This is a genomic window from Acidisoma sp. 7E03 (assembly GCF_054665075.1).
Map to the genome: position 1 here is coordinate 158,384 of NZ_BAAFHE010000010.1, position 16,888 is coordinate 175,271.

Consider the following 16,888-nt stretch of genomic DNA (forward strand, 5'->3'; position numbering starts at 1 on the left):
TGCAAGCGGCATTGCACAAAAGCCCAAGGCCGCACCGATCACGGATGGTTGCATTCACGGGCCGTTGCGACACATACGGCAACGCAACGGCCCCAGGGGCCGTGCCACGCATCCATGACGACGGGAAGCAGACGATGGAACAGGATCAGGCGGCGCCGCAGGGCGCCGAGACACGGGAATTCAGCGCCGAAGTCGGGCGGCTGCTCGACCTCGTGGTCAATGCTCTCTATTCGGATCGCGAGATCTTCCTTCGCGAGCTGGTGGCGAATGCCGCGGACGCCATCGACCGGCGGCGCTTCGCCTCCCTCACCGAACCGAGCCTTGCGCTGCCGGCCGAGGCAGGCGTCACCATCACACCCGACAAGCCGGCGCGCCAGATCACCATCAGCGACGATGGGCTGGGCATGAGCCGCGAGGAACTGATCGCCAATCTCGGCACCATTGCGCGCTCCGGCACCCGGGCCTTCGGCGAGACGATCCGCGATGCCAAGCCGGAAGACCGGCCAAGCCTGATCGGCCAGTTCGGCGTGGGCTTCTACTCCGCCTTCATGGTGGCGGAGCGCGTAGAGGTCACCTCCCGCCGCGCGGGCGAGGACACCGCCTGGACCTGGAGTTCGGAAGGTCACGGGAATTTCGCGATCGCCCCGGCCGAACGCGCGGCTGCCGGCACCGACATCGTTCTTCACATGAAGACGGATGCCGAGGAATTCCTCGAGCCGATGCGGCTGCGCACCATCATCCGCAAATGGGCGGACCACATCTCCGTGCCGATCCGCCTGGTGCAGGACGGCAAGGCCGAAGCGGCGAACGAAGGCACGGCCCTGTGGCGCCGCCCGAAATCCGAGGTCACCCCCGAGGAATATGAGGATTTCTATCGTCACCTCGGGCATTTCTTCGACAAGCCCTGGGCCATCATGCATTGGCGCGCCGAAGGCACCATCGACTATTCGGCCCTGCTCTTCATCCCCGATTCGCCGCCCTTCGACCCGGTGGAGGGCGAGCGCCGCTCGAAACTGCGCCTGCATGTCCGCCGCATGTTCATCACCGATGAGGCCGACCTGCTGCCGCCCTGGCTGCGCTTCGTGCAGGGTGTGGTCGATACCGAGGATCTGCCGCTCAACGTCAGCCGCGAGATGCTTCAATCGACGCCCGTCATGGCGCGCATCCGGAAGGCCGTGCAGAACCGCGTGCTGACGGAACTCAAGACTCGCGCGAAAGAAGAAGCCAAGGCCGAAGCCGGCCCCATCGCGGCGGAGGACGAGGACGCGCCCGCCACCGAGCCGAAGATCGACGGCTATCTCCGCTTCTGGGAAAATTTCGGCACCATCCTCAAGGAAGGGCTGTGGGAAGATGCGAGCGCGCGCGCGGATATCGCGCCGCTGCTGCGCTTCCGCTCGACGACGGAAGAAGGCTGGACCTCGCTCGCCGATTACGTCGCGCGCATGAAGCCCGAGCAGACGGCCATCTACCTGCTCGCCGGCGACGACATCGAGCAGTTGCGCCATGCGCCGGTTCTGGAAGGCTACAAGGCGCGCGGTTTCGAGGTTCTGCTGCTGACGGATGCGATCGACGCCTTCTGGCCCGAGCGCATGGGCGACTTCGAGGGCAAGCCGCTGAAGAACGCCCGGCAGGCACTCGCTGATCTCGGCGCCGCCGCGGAAGTGCCGGAGAACCTCAAGCCGCTGATCGACGGCATTCGCAACGCGCTGACGGAAGAGATTGCCGAAGTGCAACCGGCGGCACATCTCACCGAAAGCCCGGTCATGCTCGTGTCCAGCGCCGAAGGGGCCGACCTGCACATGCAGAAGCTGCTCCGCCGCGCCGGGCGTCCTGCCTGGGGCGGTAAGCCGAAGCTCGAGATCAATCCGCGTCATCCCTGGATCGAGGCGCTGGCGGCTCGGGCCGCGACCGGCGAATCGATCGAGGAGGAGGCGCGCTTGCTACTGGATCTCGCACGTGTGCAGGAAGGGGAGGCACCGGCCGAGCCCGGCGTTTTCATCCGCCGCGTCGTCGGCGCGATCACCGCAGCCGGGAAGACCTCCGCGTGAGCGCCGTGCCGCCGCTGCGCGAGATCGACTGCCTCTTCGACCTCGGCGCCGCGCGCGCCGAGGGCCGCACCATCCACCGCCTGCACGCGGTCTCTCTGGCCGGCCTCGACGGCTTTCTCGACAGCCTGAGCGAGGCGGAGGGCCGCTTCCTTCGCGCTACGGGCTTCACCGCCAAATCCGGCAGTATCGCCCTGCTGCCGGGTGCCGAGCCCGGCGCAATGCAGGCCGTGCTCGGCCTCGGTGCGGAGGAAAGCCACGTGCCCTTCGGCGCCCTGCCCCATGGGCTGCCGCCGGGGACGGACTGGGCGTTGGTGACGCCGGGCATCGACCCCGCGCGTGCGACGCTCGGCTTCTGCCTCGGCGCCTACCGCTTCGGCAGCCTGAAGACGAAGCCGGCGCGCCCGGCGCGCCTCGCCCAACTCCCCGGCGTGGAGGAGGCCATCGCTCAGGCCCGCGCCATCTGGATGGGCCGCGACCTGATCAATACCCCGGCCAACCTCCTGGGCCCTGCCGAACTCGCCGCCGCCGTCACCCGGCTCGCCGAGCGCTTCGGGGCGCGGTGCGACATCATCGAAGGCGAGGCGCTTACTACGAACTACCCGACTATCGCGGCCGTCGGCGCCGGCTCCGACCGCGGCCCTCGCGTTGCGGTGCTGCGGTGGGACGCTCCGGGCGCGCAGGCGGAAACGCCGCTCCTCTCGCTTTGCGGCAAGGGTGTGTGTTTCGACTCGGGCGGCTACGACCTGAAGCCGTCCTCCGGCATGCTGCGGATGAAGAAGGACATGGGCGGCGCTGCCGCCATGATGGCCTTGGCAGCCCTCGTCATGGAGCAGCGCCTGCCGGTGCGCCTCGTGCTCAGGGTCGGCTGCGTGGAAAACAGCGTTTCCGGCCATGCCATGCGCCCGCTCGACGTCATTCGCACGCGCTCCGGCCGAACGGTGGAAGTCGGCAATACCGATGCAGAGGGCCGTCTCGTTCTGTGTGACTTGTTGGACGAAGCCTGCAGCGAAAACCCTGACCTGCTGATCGACGCGGCGACGCTGACCGGCGCGGCGCGTGTTGCCCTCGGGCCAGAGCTTCCGGCCCTGTTTTCGAGCAACGAAGCCTTGTCCAACGCCGTTTTGGCTGCCGGCCGCGCGGTTCACGACCCCGTTTGGCCGCTGCCGCTCTGGGCTGGTTATGATGACTGGTTGGACAGTTCAATCGCAGATTTGAATAACGTCTCCACGAATGGTTTCGCGGGAGCGATTACTGCGGCTCTTTTTTTGCAAAGGTTTGTTACTTCCGCGGAAAATTGGCTGCACATCGATCTCTACGCCTGGAACGATAAAACCCGCCCGACAGCCCCTGAAGGCGGCGAAGTTCAAACTGTACGAAGCCTTTTCTTGGCGTTACGGAACCGATATAACCACGGCGCATAGGGCCTATACTGCGCCCACGTGACGATTTGTTACCTTTTCTCGCCTACACGTGACCTCCTTTCGTATGGCAAATGTTGCAAAACTAATTTCTAGGGCGGGTCGTGTCGGGTTGTAACCGTTTCAGCCCGAAGACCCCAAGATTCGCAGGATTTCGCGTGCGCGACCGATTAGCGGTCACGTTTAGATCTACATGAGAAAGGACTGCCGCATGGCATCTTCAGCCGCTTCCGATCAGCTGGTCGGCGTTCTCCGTGACACCATCGTGGCCTTGGTCCGCCGGGACGGCCCGGATCTGTCGGCCCGCCAGCTCGGCGTCTTCCTGACCTGTTACCTGACCGACAAGGCGCATACCGTGCGCGGCCTCGCCGCCGATCTGGACGTGTCGAAGCCCGCCATCACCCGCGCGCTCGACCGCCTGTCCGAGTTTGAACTGGTCCGCCGCAAGATCGACCCGGCCGACCGCCGCAGCGTCCTCGTGCAGCGCACGCTGAAGGGCTCCTCCTTCCTCCGTGAGCTTCGCTCGATCATGACCGAGGCCGCCTCCGGAAAGCTCTCCGTCATCGGCGAAAGCGCCCCCACGGGCCGTCGCGCGGCCGGCTGAGCGACCCGCGGCAGCGCAGCGGGGCCGCGGTTCCGGGCAGGTTCGGGACCTCCCGCCCTCCCCTGCGCTCGGACGCACCGCGTCCAGCGCAAACCTCCCCTGCCGGCGGCTTTTTCCTCCGGAATTTCGTCATCGGGGGTTCACAGATGGGTTCGGGGCGGCTATACGCCCCTCCCACGGAGGGCGCATAGCTCAGTTGGTAGAGCAGCTGACTCTTAATCAGCGGGTCCAAGGTTCGAGTCCTTGTGCGCCCACCACGTCTCCTTTCGGATCACGTGCTCCGTCGTTGCAGCGGCAACACCCCTCCTCCCCGATCATCCAATGATGGCTGCTATTCGGCCCCAGCTCCGAACGCTCCGCGCTTCGCCCTCACGTTGTGAGAGCAAAGCGGGCTCTTGCCGGATACGGCCCTCGCGCCCTGCGCTAAGCGGCGTCGCTCAGTTGCCGGAGACGGGCGGTGCGCCCTTCGGCTCCTTCGGCAGTTTCGCATCCATTAGCTGCTGGCCGATCTGGTTCAGCTGATTATTGATCTGGTTCTGCTGCTGAAGCGTACCCTGCGGCACCTCGGCCTCGGTCGGTTGATGATCCAAGCCATTCCACACGTTCCCCTCCGAGGTCGGGACCGTCCCGTTCACCGTGGCGGCAGGATTGGCGCCGTTCTGCGCCCAGGCAGGTGCAGCCACGGCCAACGCAGCCACCACGGCGAAACCCATCATCGCACCGCGCTGGATCACCCAGGCCATCTCGTTTCGTTGGACAATCGTTCGCATGGCCGCCCTATCCCCGTCCCCGCACAATCTGCACGGAAAACTTAGGCAGGTGCGGGGCTCTTGTCACCCACGCCGGAACGAAATCAGCCCTCGCCGCCCTCGGCCGCAAGAATGGCCGCCAAGCCCTCGCGATAGGTCGGGTAGCGCCAGCGCCGCTGCAGGGCCGCCTGCGTTGCCGTGCTGCGCACTCGACGGCTTTCCGCCCAGAAGCTGCGGCCCATCTCGGACATGCCGGCCGCGGCTTCGGCAAAGGGGATGAGCGGCGGCAGCGCGACGCCGAGCAGCCGGGCCGCCTCCGCCACGACCACGGCGGGTTCGGCAGGCTCGTCATCGTTGAAGTTGAGCACACGGGTGCCAGCCAGAACCTCGGCCTGGCGCATCGCCGCAAGCGTTCCCTCCGCGATGTCGGTGCGGTGGATGCGGCCGAAGGCATGGCCCGGCTTGTCGATGCGCCGCGCGCGGCCTGCCCTGAGGTCGTCGAAGGCCGAGCGGCCCGGCCCATAAATGCCGGCGAGGCGGATGAGGTCGACCGGGGTGCCACGCTCCGCGCCCAGCGTCTCCCAGGCCCATTCGGCGGCGCGACGGGCGGTCGCGCGCCGCGAGGTCGGCCGGGGTTCGGCCTGCTCATCCACCCAATGCCCGCCGCGATCGCCATAGACACCGGTGGAGGACAGGAACCCGACCCAGCGGAGCTTTGGCGCCGATGCGATCAGCGCCCCGTATCGGGCGAGGACGGGGTCCCCCTCCTGGTCCGGGGCCGCGGTGAGCACCAGATGCGTGGCCGCTTCGATTGCCGCATCCGCGGACCCGAAGGGGACGAGGGCGACGCCCGACGGCGGCACGGTCTCTGCCTGCCGGCTGGTGCCGCTGACCGTGAAGCCGGCATCCCGCGCGGCCTCCGCAATCGCGCGACCGCTGTAGCCGAGGCCGAAGACCAGAAGATGCCCAGGGCCAGCCATGGGCGGCTCAGAAATCGAGGTCGGAGTAATGGGCCGGCGGGTTCACCCCGGCCATCCGGTCCGCCAGGATCGGGCGGAAGCTCGGGCGGGACTTGATGCGCGCATACCATTCCCGTGCCGGCTGGGAGATGGACCAATCGACCTCGCCCGCGAAATCCAGCGAGGACAGATGTGCCGCGGCGGCGAAATCCGCGAGGGACAGGTTAGCGCCCGCCAGCCATTTGCGCCCCTCCGCCAAATAGCCGAGGTAGTCGAGATGGCTGCGCAGATTGGCGTAGCCCACACGCAGCGCCCCGGTGTCCGGCTGGCCGCGCCCGGCCACGCGCTTCATGATCTTCTCGCCCAGAAGATGCCGCGTCACTTCGTGATTGAACTTGAGGTCGAACCAGGCGACCAGCCGCCGCACCTCCGCCCGTTCGGCCAGCGTGCGCCCCAGCAGCGGCAGATCGGGATAGGCCTCGTCCAGATATTCGCAGATGGCCGCAGATTCGGCGATGATCAGGCCATTCTCGTCGGCCAGCACGGGCACGGTGCCCGCCGGGTTGAGGTCGAAGAAGTCCGCCCTCTGCTCCCAGGTCTTTTCCAGCCGCAGTTCGAAGGGCAGCCGCTTCTCGGCAAGCACCAGGCGGACTTTGCGGCAGAAGGGCGAATGGGGCAGATGGTATAGGAGGCGCATGCATGCCGATTATCCCATTCCCGCAGAAGGGGCCAGCACCGTGAGGCCGGGTTCCGAGGAAAATGAAGGCCCTGCGGCAGCAGCCGATAGCCTGCCCCTGGTCTGGCGGGGACAGGGCTTTGCTGCCCGCTCGCGCCGGCTCGCCGAAGAGACGCCCGTTGCCCTCACCTACAACCGCGTATCGCATGCGGTGATGATGGCGACGCCGCGGGACCTCGCCGACTTCGCGCGCGGCTTCAGCCTCAACGAACGCATCGTCGAGCGGCTGGAGGAGATCGAGGAACTTGAGATCGTGCCCGCGCCGCGCGGTGCGGTGGAACTCCGCCTCTGGATCACCGAGGCGCGCATGGAAGCGCTGGACCGCAGGCGACGCAATCTGACCGGCGCCATGGGCTGCGGGCTTTGCGGACTCGACAGCCTGGAAGAGGCGATGCGGCCGCTTCCGTCCGTGCCGCAGGGCCTGCGCGTGTCTCCCGAAGACGTTGCCGCGGCTTGCGCCGCCCTCTGGCCGGCGCAGACCCTGGGACTCGAGACGCGGGCCGTCCATGCCGCGGGTTTCTGGCGGCCAGGGCCTGCGCTCGTCGCACTGCGCGAGGACGTCGGTAGGCACAATGCGCTGGACAAGCTGGCGGGCGCGCTGATCGCGGCGGGGGAGGATGCAAGCGCCGGGCTGCTGGTGATGACGAGCCGCGTCTCCATCGAACTCGTGCAGAAAGCCGCCGTAATGGGCGTTCAGATTCTGGCCGCCGTCTCAGCCCCCACCCTGCTCGCGGTGCGCGAGGCCGAGGCTGCCGGCATTACCCTGATCGGCATTGCGCGGGACGATGGATTCGAGGTCTTCACCCACTCCGAGCGTCTGTTCGGCGCGGGCTAGCGCCCCCGGCGTGTTGAGGTTGAAGAAGGGGTCCCGCCCCGCCGTGATCGGGAAATCGACCACGGCGTGGGGAAAGCGGCGGTAGAAGCGCCGGATCGACAGATCCTCCGCCGCCTCCACCACCGCGCCGAGATCATCGGCGAGTGTCACGTCCCAAAGAGCGACCGCCGGATGCTCGGCCCCGCCCGAGGCGGCGACGACCACCCGGGCATCCCCCATCGCCCCGCGCGCCGCCAAGCGCGGCACAAGGTCGCGCGGCAGAAAGGGGCAATCGACCGGCAAGCTGAGCAGCCACCCCGGCGCAGGATGCGCCGCACGGCACCAGTCCATCCCGGCCAGGATGCCCGCGAGCGGGCCGCGCCGGTCGGCGTGACGATCGCAGAGGTGCGGCAGGCCGGGCGCGATCGCCGCCAGCCCCTCCTCCGCCGTGGCGAGCGCGAGGGCCGACACCTGACCCTCAAGCCGGGTCAGAACGTGCTGCAGCAACGGCCGGCCGCCGAGCATGAGCCGCGCCTTGGACCGCCCGCCCATGCGTCGTCCCTCACCGCCCGCGAGAATGACGGCGGCAACGACGTCAGAGAGTGCCGGCATGGGCGTCCACGAAACGCGCGATACCCGCTGCATCTTCCAGCGTGAAGTGCGGCCGGCCGCTCTGCGGGAAGGGCGTATCAGTCGCGAGCGCCAGGATGCTCGCATCCTCCGGATGCAGCGGCGGCTTGCCGTTCGCCGCCCGATAGACCTCGATCTTCGGGAAGGCCGTGCGCTTGAAGCCCTCGATCAGAACCAGATCGGCCGGCCCGAGCTTGGCCAGAAGCTCGGGCAGGCTCGGCTCCCGCGCGCCGCGCAATTCATGCATCAGCGCCCAGCGCCGGTCCGAGACGACGAGCACCTCGGTAGCGCCGGCCGCGCGATGTTCCCAGGAATCCTTGCCCGGTTGATCAATGTCGAAATCATGATGCGCATGCTTGATGGTCGCGACGCGATGCCCGCGCCCGACGAGATCCGCGATCACCTGCCGGATCAGCGTCGTCTTGCCCGCGCCGCTCCATCCGGCGAAGCCGAAAACCCTGGTCACACCCGGTCCTTCCTCTCAGCCATCACAGCAGCTTGCGGCGGATCTCGCGAAAGTCCAATGATGCCCAAAACTATGTCGCCTGCACGGAGTATGCGGATGTCGTCCTGCCCCTGGCTCAACGCGCGCTGCCCCGCGGCGGACGAGATGCTTGGAGCCCTCGGGCACCACATCATGGCGGCTGCCGACGCCGTGGAGGACGGCCTTGCTGCCGTGTCCGACGAGGCTCGGGCAAATCCGAAGCAAGCCTTGCTGATCGCGGGAGCGGCCGGCCTCGTGCTCGGCCTCATCCTGACCAGCCGGCGGCGCTGACGGGTCGCACGGCGGATCACGCGAATGAACGACGCTCCTGAAAATCAGCCGGAAGAGCAGGTCGAAGCTCTGCTTGCGACGCCAGGTCTGGCCGATGCTCTGGAAAGCGAGCAGTTCCGCCACTTCCTCGACCAAATCCCGATCGCCATCGCGGTTGCCGAGATGCGCGGGCCTGAGCGCATCATCTACGCCAATCCGACCTTCGAGCGGCTGACCGGCCTCGGTCTGGACGCGATGCAGAACCGTCCCTGGGATCATCTGGCCGATCTCGGCAGCCCGGCGGAGGGCGGCCCGGGCCTCGGCATCGCCATCGTGGAAGGTTCAGACTGCATCGGCACCTTCCGCTTCACGCATGAGGGCGGCGAGACGGTCGTCGTCGACGCTTATGCCAACGTGATCGAGGACGAGGCCGGGACCCCGGCCTACAGGCTCGCGGCGCTCGTGAACGTCACCGCCCATCATGGCGCGGATGAGGAGAGTCTGACCGAGCAGTTGCGGCGCAAGGACACGCTGCTGCGCGAAGTGCAGCACCGGGTGAAGAACAACCTGCAGATGATCACGGCGCTGATCCGCATCGAAGCGCGCGACGCTGGCTTCCGCTCTGATCCGGAGAGTTTCGATCGGCTGGCTGGGCGGATCGAGGCGATCCAGCTTCTCTACGACCTGCTGTCGGAGCAGGATTCGGAGGAGGAGATCGACCTCGGCATCTATCTCGGCAAGGTCGCGACGGCGGTTCTACGGTCCCAGGGTGCTCCCGGTATCCGGCTGGACATGACGGTCGACATCTATCCCGTCTCGGTCAATGTCGCGATGCCAACGGGCCTCGTCGTCAACGAGCTGCTCACCAACGCGCTGAAACACGCCTTCCGGGACCGGGAGGGCGGCACCATCACCCTGCACAGCCTGACGGATGCAGAGGGCTGCTGCATCACCATCGCCGATGACGGGCCGGGCCTGCCCGAGGGCATGACCTGGCCGCAGCGGGGCAAGCTCTCCTACGCGATCATGGCCTCTCTGCAACAGAATGCGAAGGCGCAGGTCGAGGTGCAGTCCCGGCCCGGCGAAGGCATGCGGGTCGTCATTCGCTTCCGCCGGGCGCATGCGACGCCCGAGGCCGCGGGGTAGGCGCTGCCCCCTAGTCCCCGCGTGCCGCACGCAGCACGGCTTCCGCCTCCTCGCGGTCGCACGCGAGCGCACGCCGCGCCACGCCACCGCTGAAGCCCGCGCGGCCAAAGGCCATCAGGATGCGCGGCATCTCGGCCGCCTCGGTCTCCTCCCGGGCAAAAGGCCCGAGCCGCCGGCGGCGGGCGAAGGCAAGCGCGGCGGCGAACTCCGCCTCCCCATCCTCCGGCACGGCCTCGGCGGCAGAGGCGCCATCCACGCCCTTGGCGGCGAGATGGGCGAGCACCGCCCGGCGCGACCGCCCGGCGCGCCGCAGCCGCCGGGCCCGGCTTTCGGCGAAAGCCGCGTCGTTCACCGCCCCCATGGCGACGAGATCCGCCGCCACCCGTGCGGCGAGCTCGCGCAGCCGGGCGGCCTCCGCCGCAATGGCTGAGCGGTCCGCCCCCTCCCCGGCAGTGAGGGCATCCGCCCAGCGCCGGATGCGCCGGTCGAGGGCACGATGAAGCGCCGCTTCCGTTCCGCCATACCGCGTGACATAGGCGAGCGCCGCTTCCCGCAGCGCCGATTCGTCGAGGCGTGCGGTTTTTGCCTGCGTCATCTGTGTGATGCTTCGCGCTGATTCATTGACGGCATCGGCCATGGCTCTCATACATCACTGCTTTCCTTCACCGGAAGGCGACTGATGATCCCTGCCCTGATGCCGAATTACAACCGCGCCGACCTCGCTTTCGAGCGGGGCGACGGCGCTTGGCTGTATGCGACGGACGGGCGACGATTCCTCGATTTCGGCGGCGGCATCGCCACCTCCTCCCTGGGCCACGGCCATCCCGGGCTGACGCAGGCGATTGCCGAGCAGGCCGCGCGGGTCATGCACGTCTCCAACGTCTATCGCATCCCGCAGGCGGAGCAGCTGGCGGAGCGGCTGGTCGCGAACAGCTTCGGGGACAGCGCCTTCTTCTGCAATTCGGGCGCCGAGGCGAACGAAGGCATGGTCAAGATGATCCGCAAATATCATGCGGAGAACGGCCACGCGGAGCGCTGGCGCATCCTCTGCTTCGACGGCGCCTTCCACGGACGCACGCTCGCCATGATCTCGGCGACCGGAAACCCCGCCTATATCAAGGGTTTCGGGCCGGCGGTGGATGGCTTCGACCATGTGCCCTTCAACAATCTGAACGCGCTGCGCGATGCGATCACGCCGGAGACGGCGGGCATCATCGTCGAGCCGATCCAGGGCGAAGGCGGCATCCGCTCCGCCAATCAGGATTTCTTGCCCGGGCTGCGCGCGGCGGCCGACGAATTCGGCCTGCTGCTCGGCCTCGACGAGATCCAGACCGGCATGGGCCGCACGGGCAAGCTCTTCGCCTATGAGTGGTCCGGCATCACGCCGGACGTCATGTCTCTCGCCAAGGGCCTCGGCGGCGGCTTCCCCATCGGGGCCGTCGTCACCACCGAAGCCGTGGCCCGCACCATCCGGCCGGGCAGCCACGGCACCACCTTCGGCGGCAACCCACTCGCCTGCGCCGCCGGCAACGCCGTGCTGGACGTGGTGCTGGCCCCGGGCTTCCTCGACCAGGTGCAGGCGCGCAGCGCCCTGCTGCGACAGGAACTTGCCAAGATCGCCGCCGACTTCCCGGCGGTCATCAGCGAAATCCGCGGCCGCGGCCTGCTCGTGGGACTCAAGCTCGGCCTGCCCAATTCCGTGCTGCAGGCAGCCTGCCTGGAACAGGGGCTGATGACGGTGGCCGCCGGCGACAACGTGCTGCGCATGGCGCCCCCGCTCGTCATCACGGAAGACGACTGCCGCAGCGCCGCCCGGCTGTTGCGCCAGGCGATCCAGGCCGTGGCCGAAGCGAAGGTGGCGGCTCAGTGAAAGACGTCAGGGACGAAGTGATGGAACTCGCGACCGCAGGGACGGGCGATGAGCCGGCCCCCCGGCATTTTCTCGACATTCGCGATCTCGATACGAAGACGCTGCGCGACATCCTGACGACGGCCGAGGTCTGCAAGAGCCATCGCCATAGCCATGCGCGGCCGCTCGGCGGGCGCTCGGTCGCCCTCATCTTCAGCAAGCCCAGCACCCGCACCCGGGTCAGCTTCGAGGTCGCGATCCGCGAGATGGGCGGCGAAGCGGTGGTGCTCAACGGCAACGAAATGCAGCTCGGCCGCGGGGAGACCATTGCCGACACCGCTCGCGTGCTGTCGCGCTACGTCGATGCCATCATGCTGCGGACGGACCGCGTGGCGAACCTGCAGGAGCTCGCCCAATACGCGACGGTTCCGGTGATCAACGGCCTGACCGAAGCCTCGCACCCCTGCCAGATCATGGCCGATCTCCTGACCTTCGAGGAGTTGCGCGGCCCCATCGCCGGCCAGACCATCGCCTGGGTGGGGGACGGCAACAACGTCGCCCGCAGCTGGATCGAGGCGGCGGCGCGCTTCGACTTCACGCTGCGCCTCGCCTGCCCGGAGGCGCTGGAACCTCGGGCGGAGGTGCTGGCCTGGGCCAAGGCCGAGGGTGCACGCATCGAACTCACCCAGGACCCGCGCGCCGCGGTGCGGGACGCCCGCTGCGTCATCACCGACACCTGGGTCAGCATGTCGGACAATGAAGGCGAAAGCCGGCACAACATGCTCGCGCCCTATCGGGTGACATCCAAGCTGATGGCGGAGGCCGCGCCGGATGCGATCTTCATGCACTGCCTGCCCGCGCATCGCGGTGAGGAGGTGGAGGCTGCGGTGATCGACGGGCCGCAATCGGTCGTCTTCCAGGAGGCGGAGAACCGCCTGCATGCCCAGAAGGGCATCCTCGCCTGGGTTTTCGGCGCGGATCGAGACAAATAGCCGATGGCCGCCGGCCATGCGGTGGTCACCGGGGCAACCGGCGGCATCGGCCGCTGGATCGCCCGCGGCCTGGCCGAGGCCGGCTTCTCCGTCAGTCTGATCGCGCGCGACGCGGCCCGCGCCCAGGCGGCGCGGGACTGGCTGCTGGCGGAAACGCCAGGCGCTGACATCGACCTGTTCCTGGCCGATCTCTCCCTGATCGGTGAGACCCGCGCCGTCGCTTCCGCGATCCGGGCGGCCCATCCTGTGATCGGCCTCCTCGTCAACAATGCGGGCTTGCTGGCCCCGGTGCGGGAGATGACGGCGGAGGGGCATGAAAAGACGCTCGCCACCAACCTGCTCTCCCCCCTCGCCTTGACGGAAGCGCTGCTGCCGGCCCTCGGCGCGGGGGCGCCGAGCCGGGTGGTGATGATCGGTTCTTCCACCTCCGACCGCGCACGGCTCGATCCGGAGGACCTGGACCTCATCCATGGCTGGCGCATGAGCCGCGCTTATGCCCGCTCCAAACTGGCCCTGCTGATGATGAGCCGGCTCTGGGCCGAGCGCCTCGCGCCGCAGGGCATCACCGTCAACGTCGTGCATCCCGGGCTGGTCGCGACCCGTATCGTGCGCCATGGCGGGTTGGATGAGGCGGCCTGGCGGCTGATGCGGCCCTTCATGCTGAGCGCGGAACAGGGGGCAGTGACGCCGCTCTACGCCTGCCTCGCGCCCGAGATGGAGGGGCAAACCGGCCTCTACCTCAAGCGCCGGCGCCCCGTGTCACCCAACCCCCTCGTCCTCCATGCCGAGCTCCTGACACGGCTGGAAGCGGCGGTCGCGGGGCGCTTGGGCTAGGGCACATCGAGTGGCTCGCTCTGCTCCTCGCCACCCGCGGCTCCATGCCGCGGAACTACTGCTGCGGCGGCAAGGCCGGTCGATCGCGGCCAGGCAGGGATGACGATACCTTCGATGAAGAGTCGCTAGGCTCTGGGCGCGAGCCGCGCAAGGGCACGGCGCAGCGTCACCTGCAGGCTCCAGCGCCGTGCGCCTCGCCCGAAGGCGCCATGCGTGCCGGCCGCGGCGTCAGAGGGGGTGAAGACCGTGGGGGCCGTTTCGGACCCCTCTTCCCGCACGAGCTGGCCTTCCACCCCGAGCCGGCGGATCACCGCCCCCGTCCAGACCGGGGCGAGCCGGCTGAGCAGCGAAAAACCTGCGACGGTGCCGGTAATGGCCATCTCCGGCCGGCCGGTGCGGGCGGCGATGAGAATGGCCCGGGCGATGACCTCCGGCTGATAGACCGGCGGCACCGGTCGCGCCGGCCAGCCCATGTGGCTGATGGCGTGGGCGAAGAAGGGCGTGTTGACGGCCGGCGGAAAGACGGTCGAGACGCGCACCCGGCTGCGCTCGAACTGCAGTTCCACCCGCAGCGCCTGCCCGAAGGCACGCACCGCGGCTTTGGCGCCAGAATAGGAGGTCATCAGCGGCAGGCCGTGGAAGGCGACCCCCGAACAGACGTTGACGATGGTACCCCGGTCACGCGGCCGCATCAGGGAGAGCGCCACGCGGGTGCCGTTGACCGTGCCGAGATAGGTGACGTCGGTCACTTGGCGGAACTCCCGCTCCGGCACCTCGGTGAACCGGCCATAGACCCCATTGCCTGCCGCATTGATCCAGACGGAGACGGGCCCGAGCGCAGCCTCGATCGCCGCCGCGGCGGTGCCGAGCGCAGCACTGTCCGTGACGTCGGCGACCGCGGTCGCTGTCCGCGCGCCGCAGGCCTCCACGGCCATGGCGGAGGCCGCGAGCCCTGCGGCGCCGCGGGCGATCAGCCCGACACGCCAGCCGGCTTGGGCGAAGGTGACGGCGGTCGCCCGCCCGATGCCGGAGGACCCGCCGGTGATGACGACGACCCTGGGCCCGTGCGCCCGTGGCACGGCCCGCCTCCCCTAGGCGACCGCGCGGCGCGCGCTCAACGCGGCGCGGTGCAGCGCACGAGCGGCGCGGGAAAGCCCGTGCAGCCCGGCAGTTGGATTTCGTTCGGCCCGATCCGCACCACGCGCAGGACGTTGCCCGACGGGCAGCCAAAGCCGAGGTCCTCCGGCACGCCCGCGATCACCTCAGGTTTGTCCTGCGGCGGCGCCAGCATGAAGATCGTGCCGTTCGGTGTTCCGCGCACGCTGACGATGAGGTTCTGAATCCCGTCCGGATGGGTGAGGGTGCGGTGGATGACGACGTCCTGGGTGACGATGAGGGTGGTGTTCGCCTGGCATTCGGCCGGCGTCATGTGATCGGGCGCGGGAAAGATGCCGCCGGCCCAGGCGCCGAACAGCCAGGCATGGGGCGGCGCTTCGGCGGCGCGGGCGGCTGGGGCGCAGAGACCCGCCATGAGGGCACCGGCCAGAGCCAGCATCGCAATCCGGGGCGCGGACTTCAGGGGCATGATTCTCGTCTCGTCTGTTCGCGTCAAACTCATCCAATCGATCCATTGAAGGGCCGCCGCCGCCGTGGCAAGTCCCTACCCCTCACGAGAGATGGACTCCCGCCGCATGCTCAAGCGCCTCTATGACCGTGTGATGGCGCTGGCCGGCCACCGGCATGCCGGTTGGTACCTGGCCGCCGTCGCTTTCGCCGAGGCGAGTTTCTTTCCGATCCCGCCCGATGCGCTGCTGCTGGCGATGGGTCTCGCGCGGCCGCGCCGGGTCTGGGTCTATGCGCTGATCTGCACGCTCGGCAGCGTCGCCGGCGGGGCGCTCGGCTATCTCATCGGCTACGCGCTCTTCGCCAAGCTCGCCCAGCCCATCATCCACCTCTACCACATGGAGCATGCCTTCCAGGCCTTCCAAGCGAAGTTCGCGGAATACGGGCTCTACATCATCCTCATCAAAGGATTGACGCCGATCCCGTACAAGATCGTCACCATCGCCGCCGGTGCCGCGAAATTCCACTTCTGGGTCTTCATGGGAGCAAGCCTGATCACCCGCGGCGGGCGGTTCTTCCTGGTCGCCCTGATCATCCGCCTCTTCGGCGAGGCGGCGCGGGATTTCATCGAGCGGCGGCTGATGCTGGTGACGACCCTGCTCGCGGTCGGCATCCTGGGCGGCTTCCTCATCCTGATGTTCGCCTGACCCATGGGGACGGGCCTCTCCGCCGCGATTCCTGCTCTCGGCGCGGCCCTTCTCTTCGGCGCCAGCACGCCCTTCGCCCAGGCGCTGCTCGGCGGCACGACGCCTGGCATGCTGGCCGGGCTGCTCTATCTCGGCTCGGGCCTCGGCCTCGGCGCGCTTCTGCTGCTGCGCCGCCTCTCCGGCCGCCGGTCGGCCGAAGCGCCGCTGCGCCGAGCCGATCTGCCGACGCTCCTCGCCGTCGTCCTGGCCGGCGGTGTGCTCGGTCCGCTGCTCCTGATGACCGGCCTCGGCGCCGTGCCGGCGGCCACCGCCTCTCTTCTGCTCAATGCCGAGGGCATCGCCACCATGGCGATCGCCTGGGTGGTGTTTCACGAGAATGCCGACCGACGCATCCTCATCGGTGCCGCCGCGATCCTCCTGGGCGCGGCCCTGTTGTCCTGGCGGCCGGGCGCCGGGGCTGGGTTCGGCGCCGGCGCCCTGTTCATCCTTGCCGCCTGCCTCGCCTGGGGGATCGACAACAATCTGAGCCGCCGCCTGAGTGCCGCTGACCCGCTCACGGTCGCGATGATCAAGGGGCTCGCGGCCGGCACGGTCAATCTCCTGCTCGCCCACGGCCAAGGGGCCGCCCTGCCGCCGCCGCCTTTACTGCTTGGTGCCGCCCTCATCGGCTTCCTCGGCTATGGGGCGAGCCTCGTGCTCTTCATGCGGGCCTTGCGTGACCTCGGCGCCGCACGCACCGGCGCTTATTTCTCCCTCGCCCCCTTCATCGGCACCGTGATCGCGGTGCTCGCCTTCGGCAACGCGGTGACTTGGCCGCTCATCGCCGCCGGCCTGCTCATGGCGCTCGGCCTCTATTTGCACGTCGCGGAGCGGCATGCGCACGAACATACACACGAGGTGATGGAGCATGAGCACGCACATGTGCATGATGTGCATCATCAACATGTGCATGAGCCGAACGATCCGCCGGGCGAACCCCACAGCCACCCGCACCGGCACGCGGCGTTAACCCATACGCATGCGCATTATCCGGACCTGCATCACCGCCACCGGCACGGCGGCGATGCCTGAATGAAAGGGGCGAA

Annotated in this window: 18 protein-coding genes, 1 tRNA gene and 1 pseudogene; 12 read left to right on the forward strand and 8 right to left on the reverse strand. The window is 68.4% G+C overall.

What is annotated here, in order from left to right:
• The first annotated feature begins 134 nt into the window (after window positions 1-134).
• The 4 genes from htpG (at window position 135) to ACYQ6W_RS16440 (ending at window position 4,327) form a co-directional block, all read left to right on the forward strand.
• Window positions 135-2,048, forward strand: a complete 1,914-nt coding sequence (htpG, locus tag ACYQ6W_RS16425) for a molecular chaperone HtpG (protein WP_459676812.1) — start codon at window positions 135-137, stop codon at window positions 2,046-2,048.
• The gene (locus tag ACYQ6W_RS16430; protein WP_459676813.1) at window positions 2,045-3,469 is read left to right on the forward strand and encodes a leucyl aminopeptidase family protein; all 1,425 of its coding nucleotides are present in this window, start codon (window positions 2,045-2,047) and stop codon (window positions 3,467-3,469) included. Before htpG ends, ACYQ6W_RS16430 begins: the two co-directional genes overlap by 4 nt.
• Before the next feature lie 208 nt (window positions 3,470-3,677).
• Window positions 3,678-4,070 (forward strand): MarR family transcriptional regulator, encoded by a 393-nt coding sequence (locus ACYQ6W_RS16435; protein ID WP_459676814.1) that lies wholly within the window; start codon window positions 3,678-3,680, stop codon window positions 4,068-4,070.
• Between the two features lie 181 nt (window positions 4,071-4,251).
• Window positions 4,252-4,327 (forward strand) — tRNA-Lys (locus tag ACYQ6W_RS16440).
• 180 nt (window positions 4,328-4,507) lie between these two features.
• Here the strand turns inward: ACYQ6W_RS16440 and ACYQ6W_RS16445 are convergent.
• The 3 genes from ACYQ6W_RS16445 to fzlA form a co-directional block, all read right to left on the reverse strand.
• A complete protein-coding gene (locus ACYQ6W_RS16445) occupies window positions 4,508-4,840 on the reverse strand; it encodes a hypothetical protein (protein WP_459676815.1) in 333 nt (110 codons plus the stop codon).
• An 83-nt stretch (window positions 4,841-4,923) separates the two neighbouring features.
• Entirely contained in the window at window positions 4,924-5,799 is an 876-nt protein-coding gene (locus ACYQ6W_RS16450) for an NAD-dependent epimerase/dehydratase family protein (RefSeq protein WP_459676817.1), read from the reverse strand.
• A 7-nt stretch (window positions 5,800-5,806) separates the two neighbouring features.
• The gene (gene fzlA, locus ACYQ6W_RS16455; RefSeq protein ID WP_459676818.1) at window positions 5,807-6,475 is read right to left on the reverse strand and encodes an FtsZ-binding protein FzlA; all 669 of its coding nucleotides are present in this window, start codon (window positions 6,473-6,475) and stop codon (window positions 5,807-5,809) included.
• Between fzlA and fdhD the strand changes: the two genes are divergently transcribed.
• Window positions 6,474-7,349 (forward strand): formate dehydrogenase accessory sulfurtransferase FdhD, encoded by an 876-nt coding sequence (gene fdhD / locus ACYQ6W_RS16460; protein WP_459676819.1) that lies wholly within the window; start codon window positions 6,474-6,476, stop codon window positions 7,347-7,349. The genes fzlA and fdhD overlap by 2 nt on opposite strands.
• Before the next feature lie 9 nt (window positions 7,350-7,358).
• Here the strand turns inward: fdhD and mobA are convergent.
• A pseudogene (mobA, locus tag ACYQ6W_RS16465) lies at window positions 7,359-7,973 on the reverse strand (molybdenum cofactor guanylyltransferase MobA); the annotation flags it as partial.
• The gene (mobB, locus tag ACYQ6W_RS16470) at window positions 7,924-8,424 is read right to left on the reverse strand and encodes a molybdopterin-guanine dinucleotide biosynthesis protein B (RefSeq protein ID WP_459676820.1); all 501 of its coding nucleotides are present in this window, start codon (window positions 8,422-8,424) and stop codon (window positions 7,924-7,926) included. The pseudogene mobA and the gene mobB, both read right to left, overlap by 50 nt.
• 96 nt (window positions 8,425-8,520) lie before the next feature.
• On the opposite strand from mobB, the gene ACYQ6W_RS16475 reads away from it, so the two are divergent.
• A complete protein-coding gene (locus tag ACYQ6W_RS16475) occupies window positions 8,521-8,733 on the forward strand; it encodes a hypothetical protein (protein ID WP_459676822.1) in 213 nt (70 codons plus the stop codon).
• Window positions 8,734-8,757: 24 nt separating this feature from the next.
• A complete protein-coding gene (locus tag ACYQ6W_RS16480; protein ID WP_459676824.1) occupies window positions 8,758-9,858 on the forward strand; it encodes a sensor histidine kinase in 1,101 nt (366 codons plus the stop codon).
• 10 nt (window positions 9,859-9,868) lie between these two features.
• On the opposite strand, the gene ACYQ6W_RS16485 is transcribed toward ACYQ6W_RS16480, so the two are convergent.
• Complete coding sequence (locus ACYQ6W_RS16485) at window positions 9,869-10,453, reverse strand: RecX family transcriptional regulator (protein ID WP_459676826.1); 585 nt, start codon at window positions 10,451-10,453, stop codon at window positions 9,869-9,871.
• An 84-nt stretch (window positions 10,454-10,537) separates the two neighbouring features.
• On the opposite strand from ACYQ6W_RS16485, the gene ACYQ6W_RS16490 reads away from it, so the two are divergent.
• The 3 genes from ACYQ6W_RS16490 to ACYQ6W_RS16500 are packed head-to-tail and all read left to right on the forward strand — an operon-like array spanning window position 10,538 to window position 13,533.
• The gene (locus tag ACYQ6W_RS16490) at window positions 10,538-11,728 is read left to right on the forward strand and encodes an acetylornithine transaminase (protein ID WP_459676827.1); all 1,191 of its coding nucleotides are present in this window, start codon (window positions 10,538-10,540) and stop codon (window positions 11,726-11,728) included.
• 20 nt (window positions 11,729-11,748) lie between these two features.
• Window positions 11,749-12,699: an ornithine carbamoyltransferase gene (argF, locus tag ACYQ6W_RS16495; RefSeq protein WP_459676828.1), complete on the forward strand. Its 951-nt coding sequence runs from the start codon at window positions 11,749-11,751 to the stop codon at window positions 12,697-12,699.
• 3 nt (window positions 12,700-12,702) lie between these two features.
• Complete coding sequence (locus ACYQ6W_RS16500; protein ID WP_459676830.1) at window positions 12,703-13,533, forward strand: SDR family NAD(P)-dependent oxidoreductase; 831 nt, start codon at window positions 12,703-12,705, stop codon at window positions 13,531-13,533.
• 125 nt (window positions 13,534-13,658) lie between these two features.
• Here ACYQ6W_RS16500 and ACYQ6W_RS16505 read toward each other — a convergent pair whose 3' ends face one another.
• Entirely contained in the window at window positions 13,659-14,612 is a 954-nt protein-coding gene (locus ACYQ6W_RS16505) for an SDR family oxidoreductase (RefSeq protein WP_459676832.1), read from the reverse strand.
• A gap of 35 nt (window positions 14,613-14,647) precedes the next feature.
• The gene (locus ACYQ6W_RS16510) at window positions 14,648-15,118 is read right to left on the reverse strand and encodes a hypothetical protein (RefSeq protein WP_459676834.1); all 471 of its coding nucleotides are present in this window, start codon (window positions 15,116-15,118) and stop codon (window positions 14,648-14,650) included.
• A gap of 106 nt (window positions 15,119-15,224) precedes the next feature.
• Here ACYQ6W_RS16510 and ACYQ6W_RS16515 point away from each other — a divergent pair, with 106 nt between their 5' ends.
• Together ACYQ6W_RS16515 and ACYQ6W_RS16520 are read left to right on the forward strand one after the other, a co-directional pair.
• Window positions 15,225-15,803 carry a YqaA family protein gene (locus tag ACYQ6W_RS16515; protein ID WP_459676835.1) on the forward strand — a complete coding sequence of 193 codons (579 nt, stop codon included), beginning with the start codon at window positions 15,225-15,227 and terminating at the stop codon, window positions 15,801-15,803.
• A gap of 3 nt (window positions 15,804-15,806) precedes the next feature.
• Window positions 15,807-16,874, forward strand: a complete 1,068-nt coding sequence (locus ACYQ6W_RS16520) for a DMT family transporter (RefSeq protein ID WP_459676836.1) — start codon at window positions 15,807-15,809, stop codon at window positions 16,872-16,874.
• The last annotated feature ends 14 nt before the right edge of the window (window positions 16,875-16,888 follow it).

Bases quoted from the DNA above. Each gene is read 5' to 3' on its own strand.
- ACYQ6W_RS16485 (WP_459676826.1), bottom strand. From the start codon at position 10,453: ATGACGCAGGCAAAAACCGCACGCCTCGACGAATCGGCGCTGCGGGAA.
- ACYQ6W_RS16450 (WP_459676817.1), bottom strand. From the start codon at position 5,799: ATGGCTGGCCCTGGGCATCTTCTGGTCTTCGGCCTCGGCTACAGCGGT.
- ACYQ6W_RS16500 (WP_459676830.1), top strand. From the start codon at position 12,703: ATGGCCGCCGGCCATGCGGTGGTCACCGGGGCAACCGGCGGCATCGGC.
- ACYQ6W_RS16490 (WP_459676827.1), top strand. From the start codon at position 10,538: ATGATCCCTGCCCTGATGCCGAATTACAACCGCGCCGACCTCGCTTTC.
- ACYQ6W_RS16475 (WP_459676822.1), top strand. From the start codon at position 8,521: ATGTCGTCCTGCCCCTGGCTCAACGCGCGCTGCCCCGCGGCGGACGAG.
- ACYQ6W_RS16445 (WP_459676815.1), bottom strand. From the start codon at position 4,840: ATGCGAACGATTGTCCAACGAAACGAGATGGCCTGGGTGATCCAGCGC.
- fzlA (WP_459676818.1), bottom strand. From the start codon at position 6,475: ATGCGCCTCCTATACCATCTGCCCCATTCGCCCTTCTGCCGCAAAGTC.
- ACYQ6W_RS16480 (WP_459676824.1), top strand. From the start codon at position 8,758: ATGAACGACGCTCCTGAAAATCAGCCGGAAGAGCAGGTCGAAGCTCTG.
- ACYQ6W_RS16520 (WP_459676836.1), top strand. From the start codon at position 15,807: ATGGGGACGGGCCTCTCCGCCGCGATTCCTGCTCTCGGCGCGGCCCTT.
- fdhD (WP_459676819.1), top strand. From the start codon at position 6,474: ATGCATGCCGATTATCCCATTCCCGCAGAAGGGGCCAGCACCGTGAGG.
- ACYQ6W_RS16515 (WP_459676835.1), top strand. From the start codon at position 15,225: ATGCTCAAGCGCCTCTATGACCGTGTGATGGCGCTGGCCGGCCACCGG.
- argF (WP_459676828.1), top strand. From the start codon at position 11,749: ATGGAACTCGCGACCGCAGGGACGGGCGATGAGCCGGCCCCCCGGCAT.
- ACYQ6W_RS16435 (WP_459676814.1), top strand. From the start codon at position 3,678: ATGGCATCTTCAGCCGCTTCCGATCAGCTGGTCGGCGTTCTCCGTGAC.
- ACYQ6W_RS16510 (WP_459676834.1), bottom strand. From the start codon at position 15,118: ATGCCCCTGAAGTCCGCGCCCCGGATTGCGATGCTGGCTCTGGCCGGT.
- htpG (WP_459676812.1), top strand. From the start codon at position 135: ATGGAACAGGATCAGGCGGCGCCGCAGGGCGCCGAGACACGGGAATTC.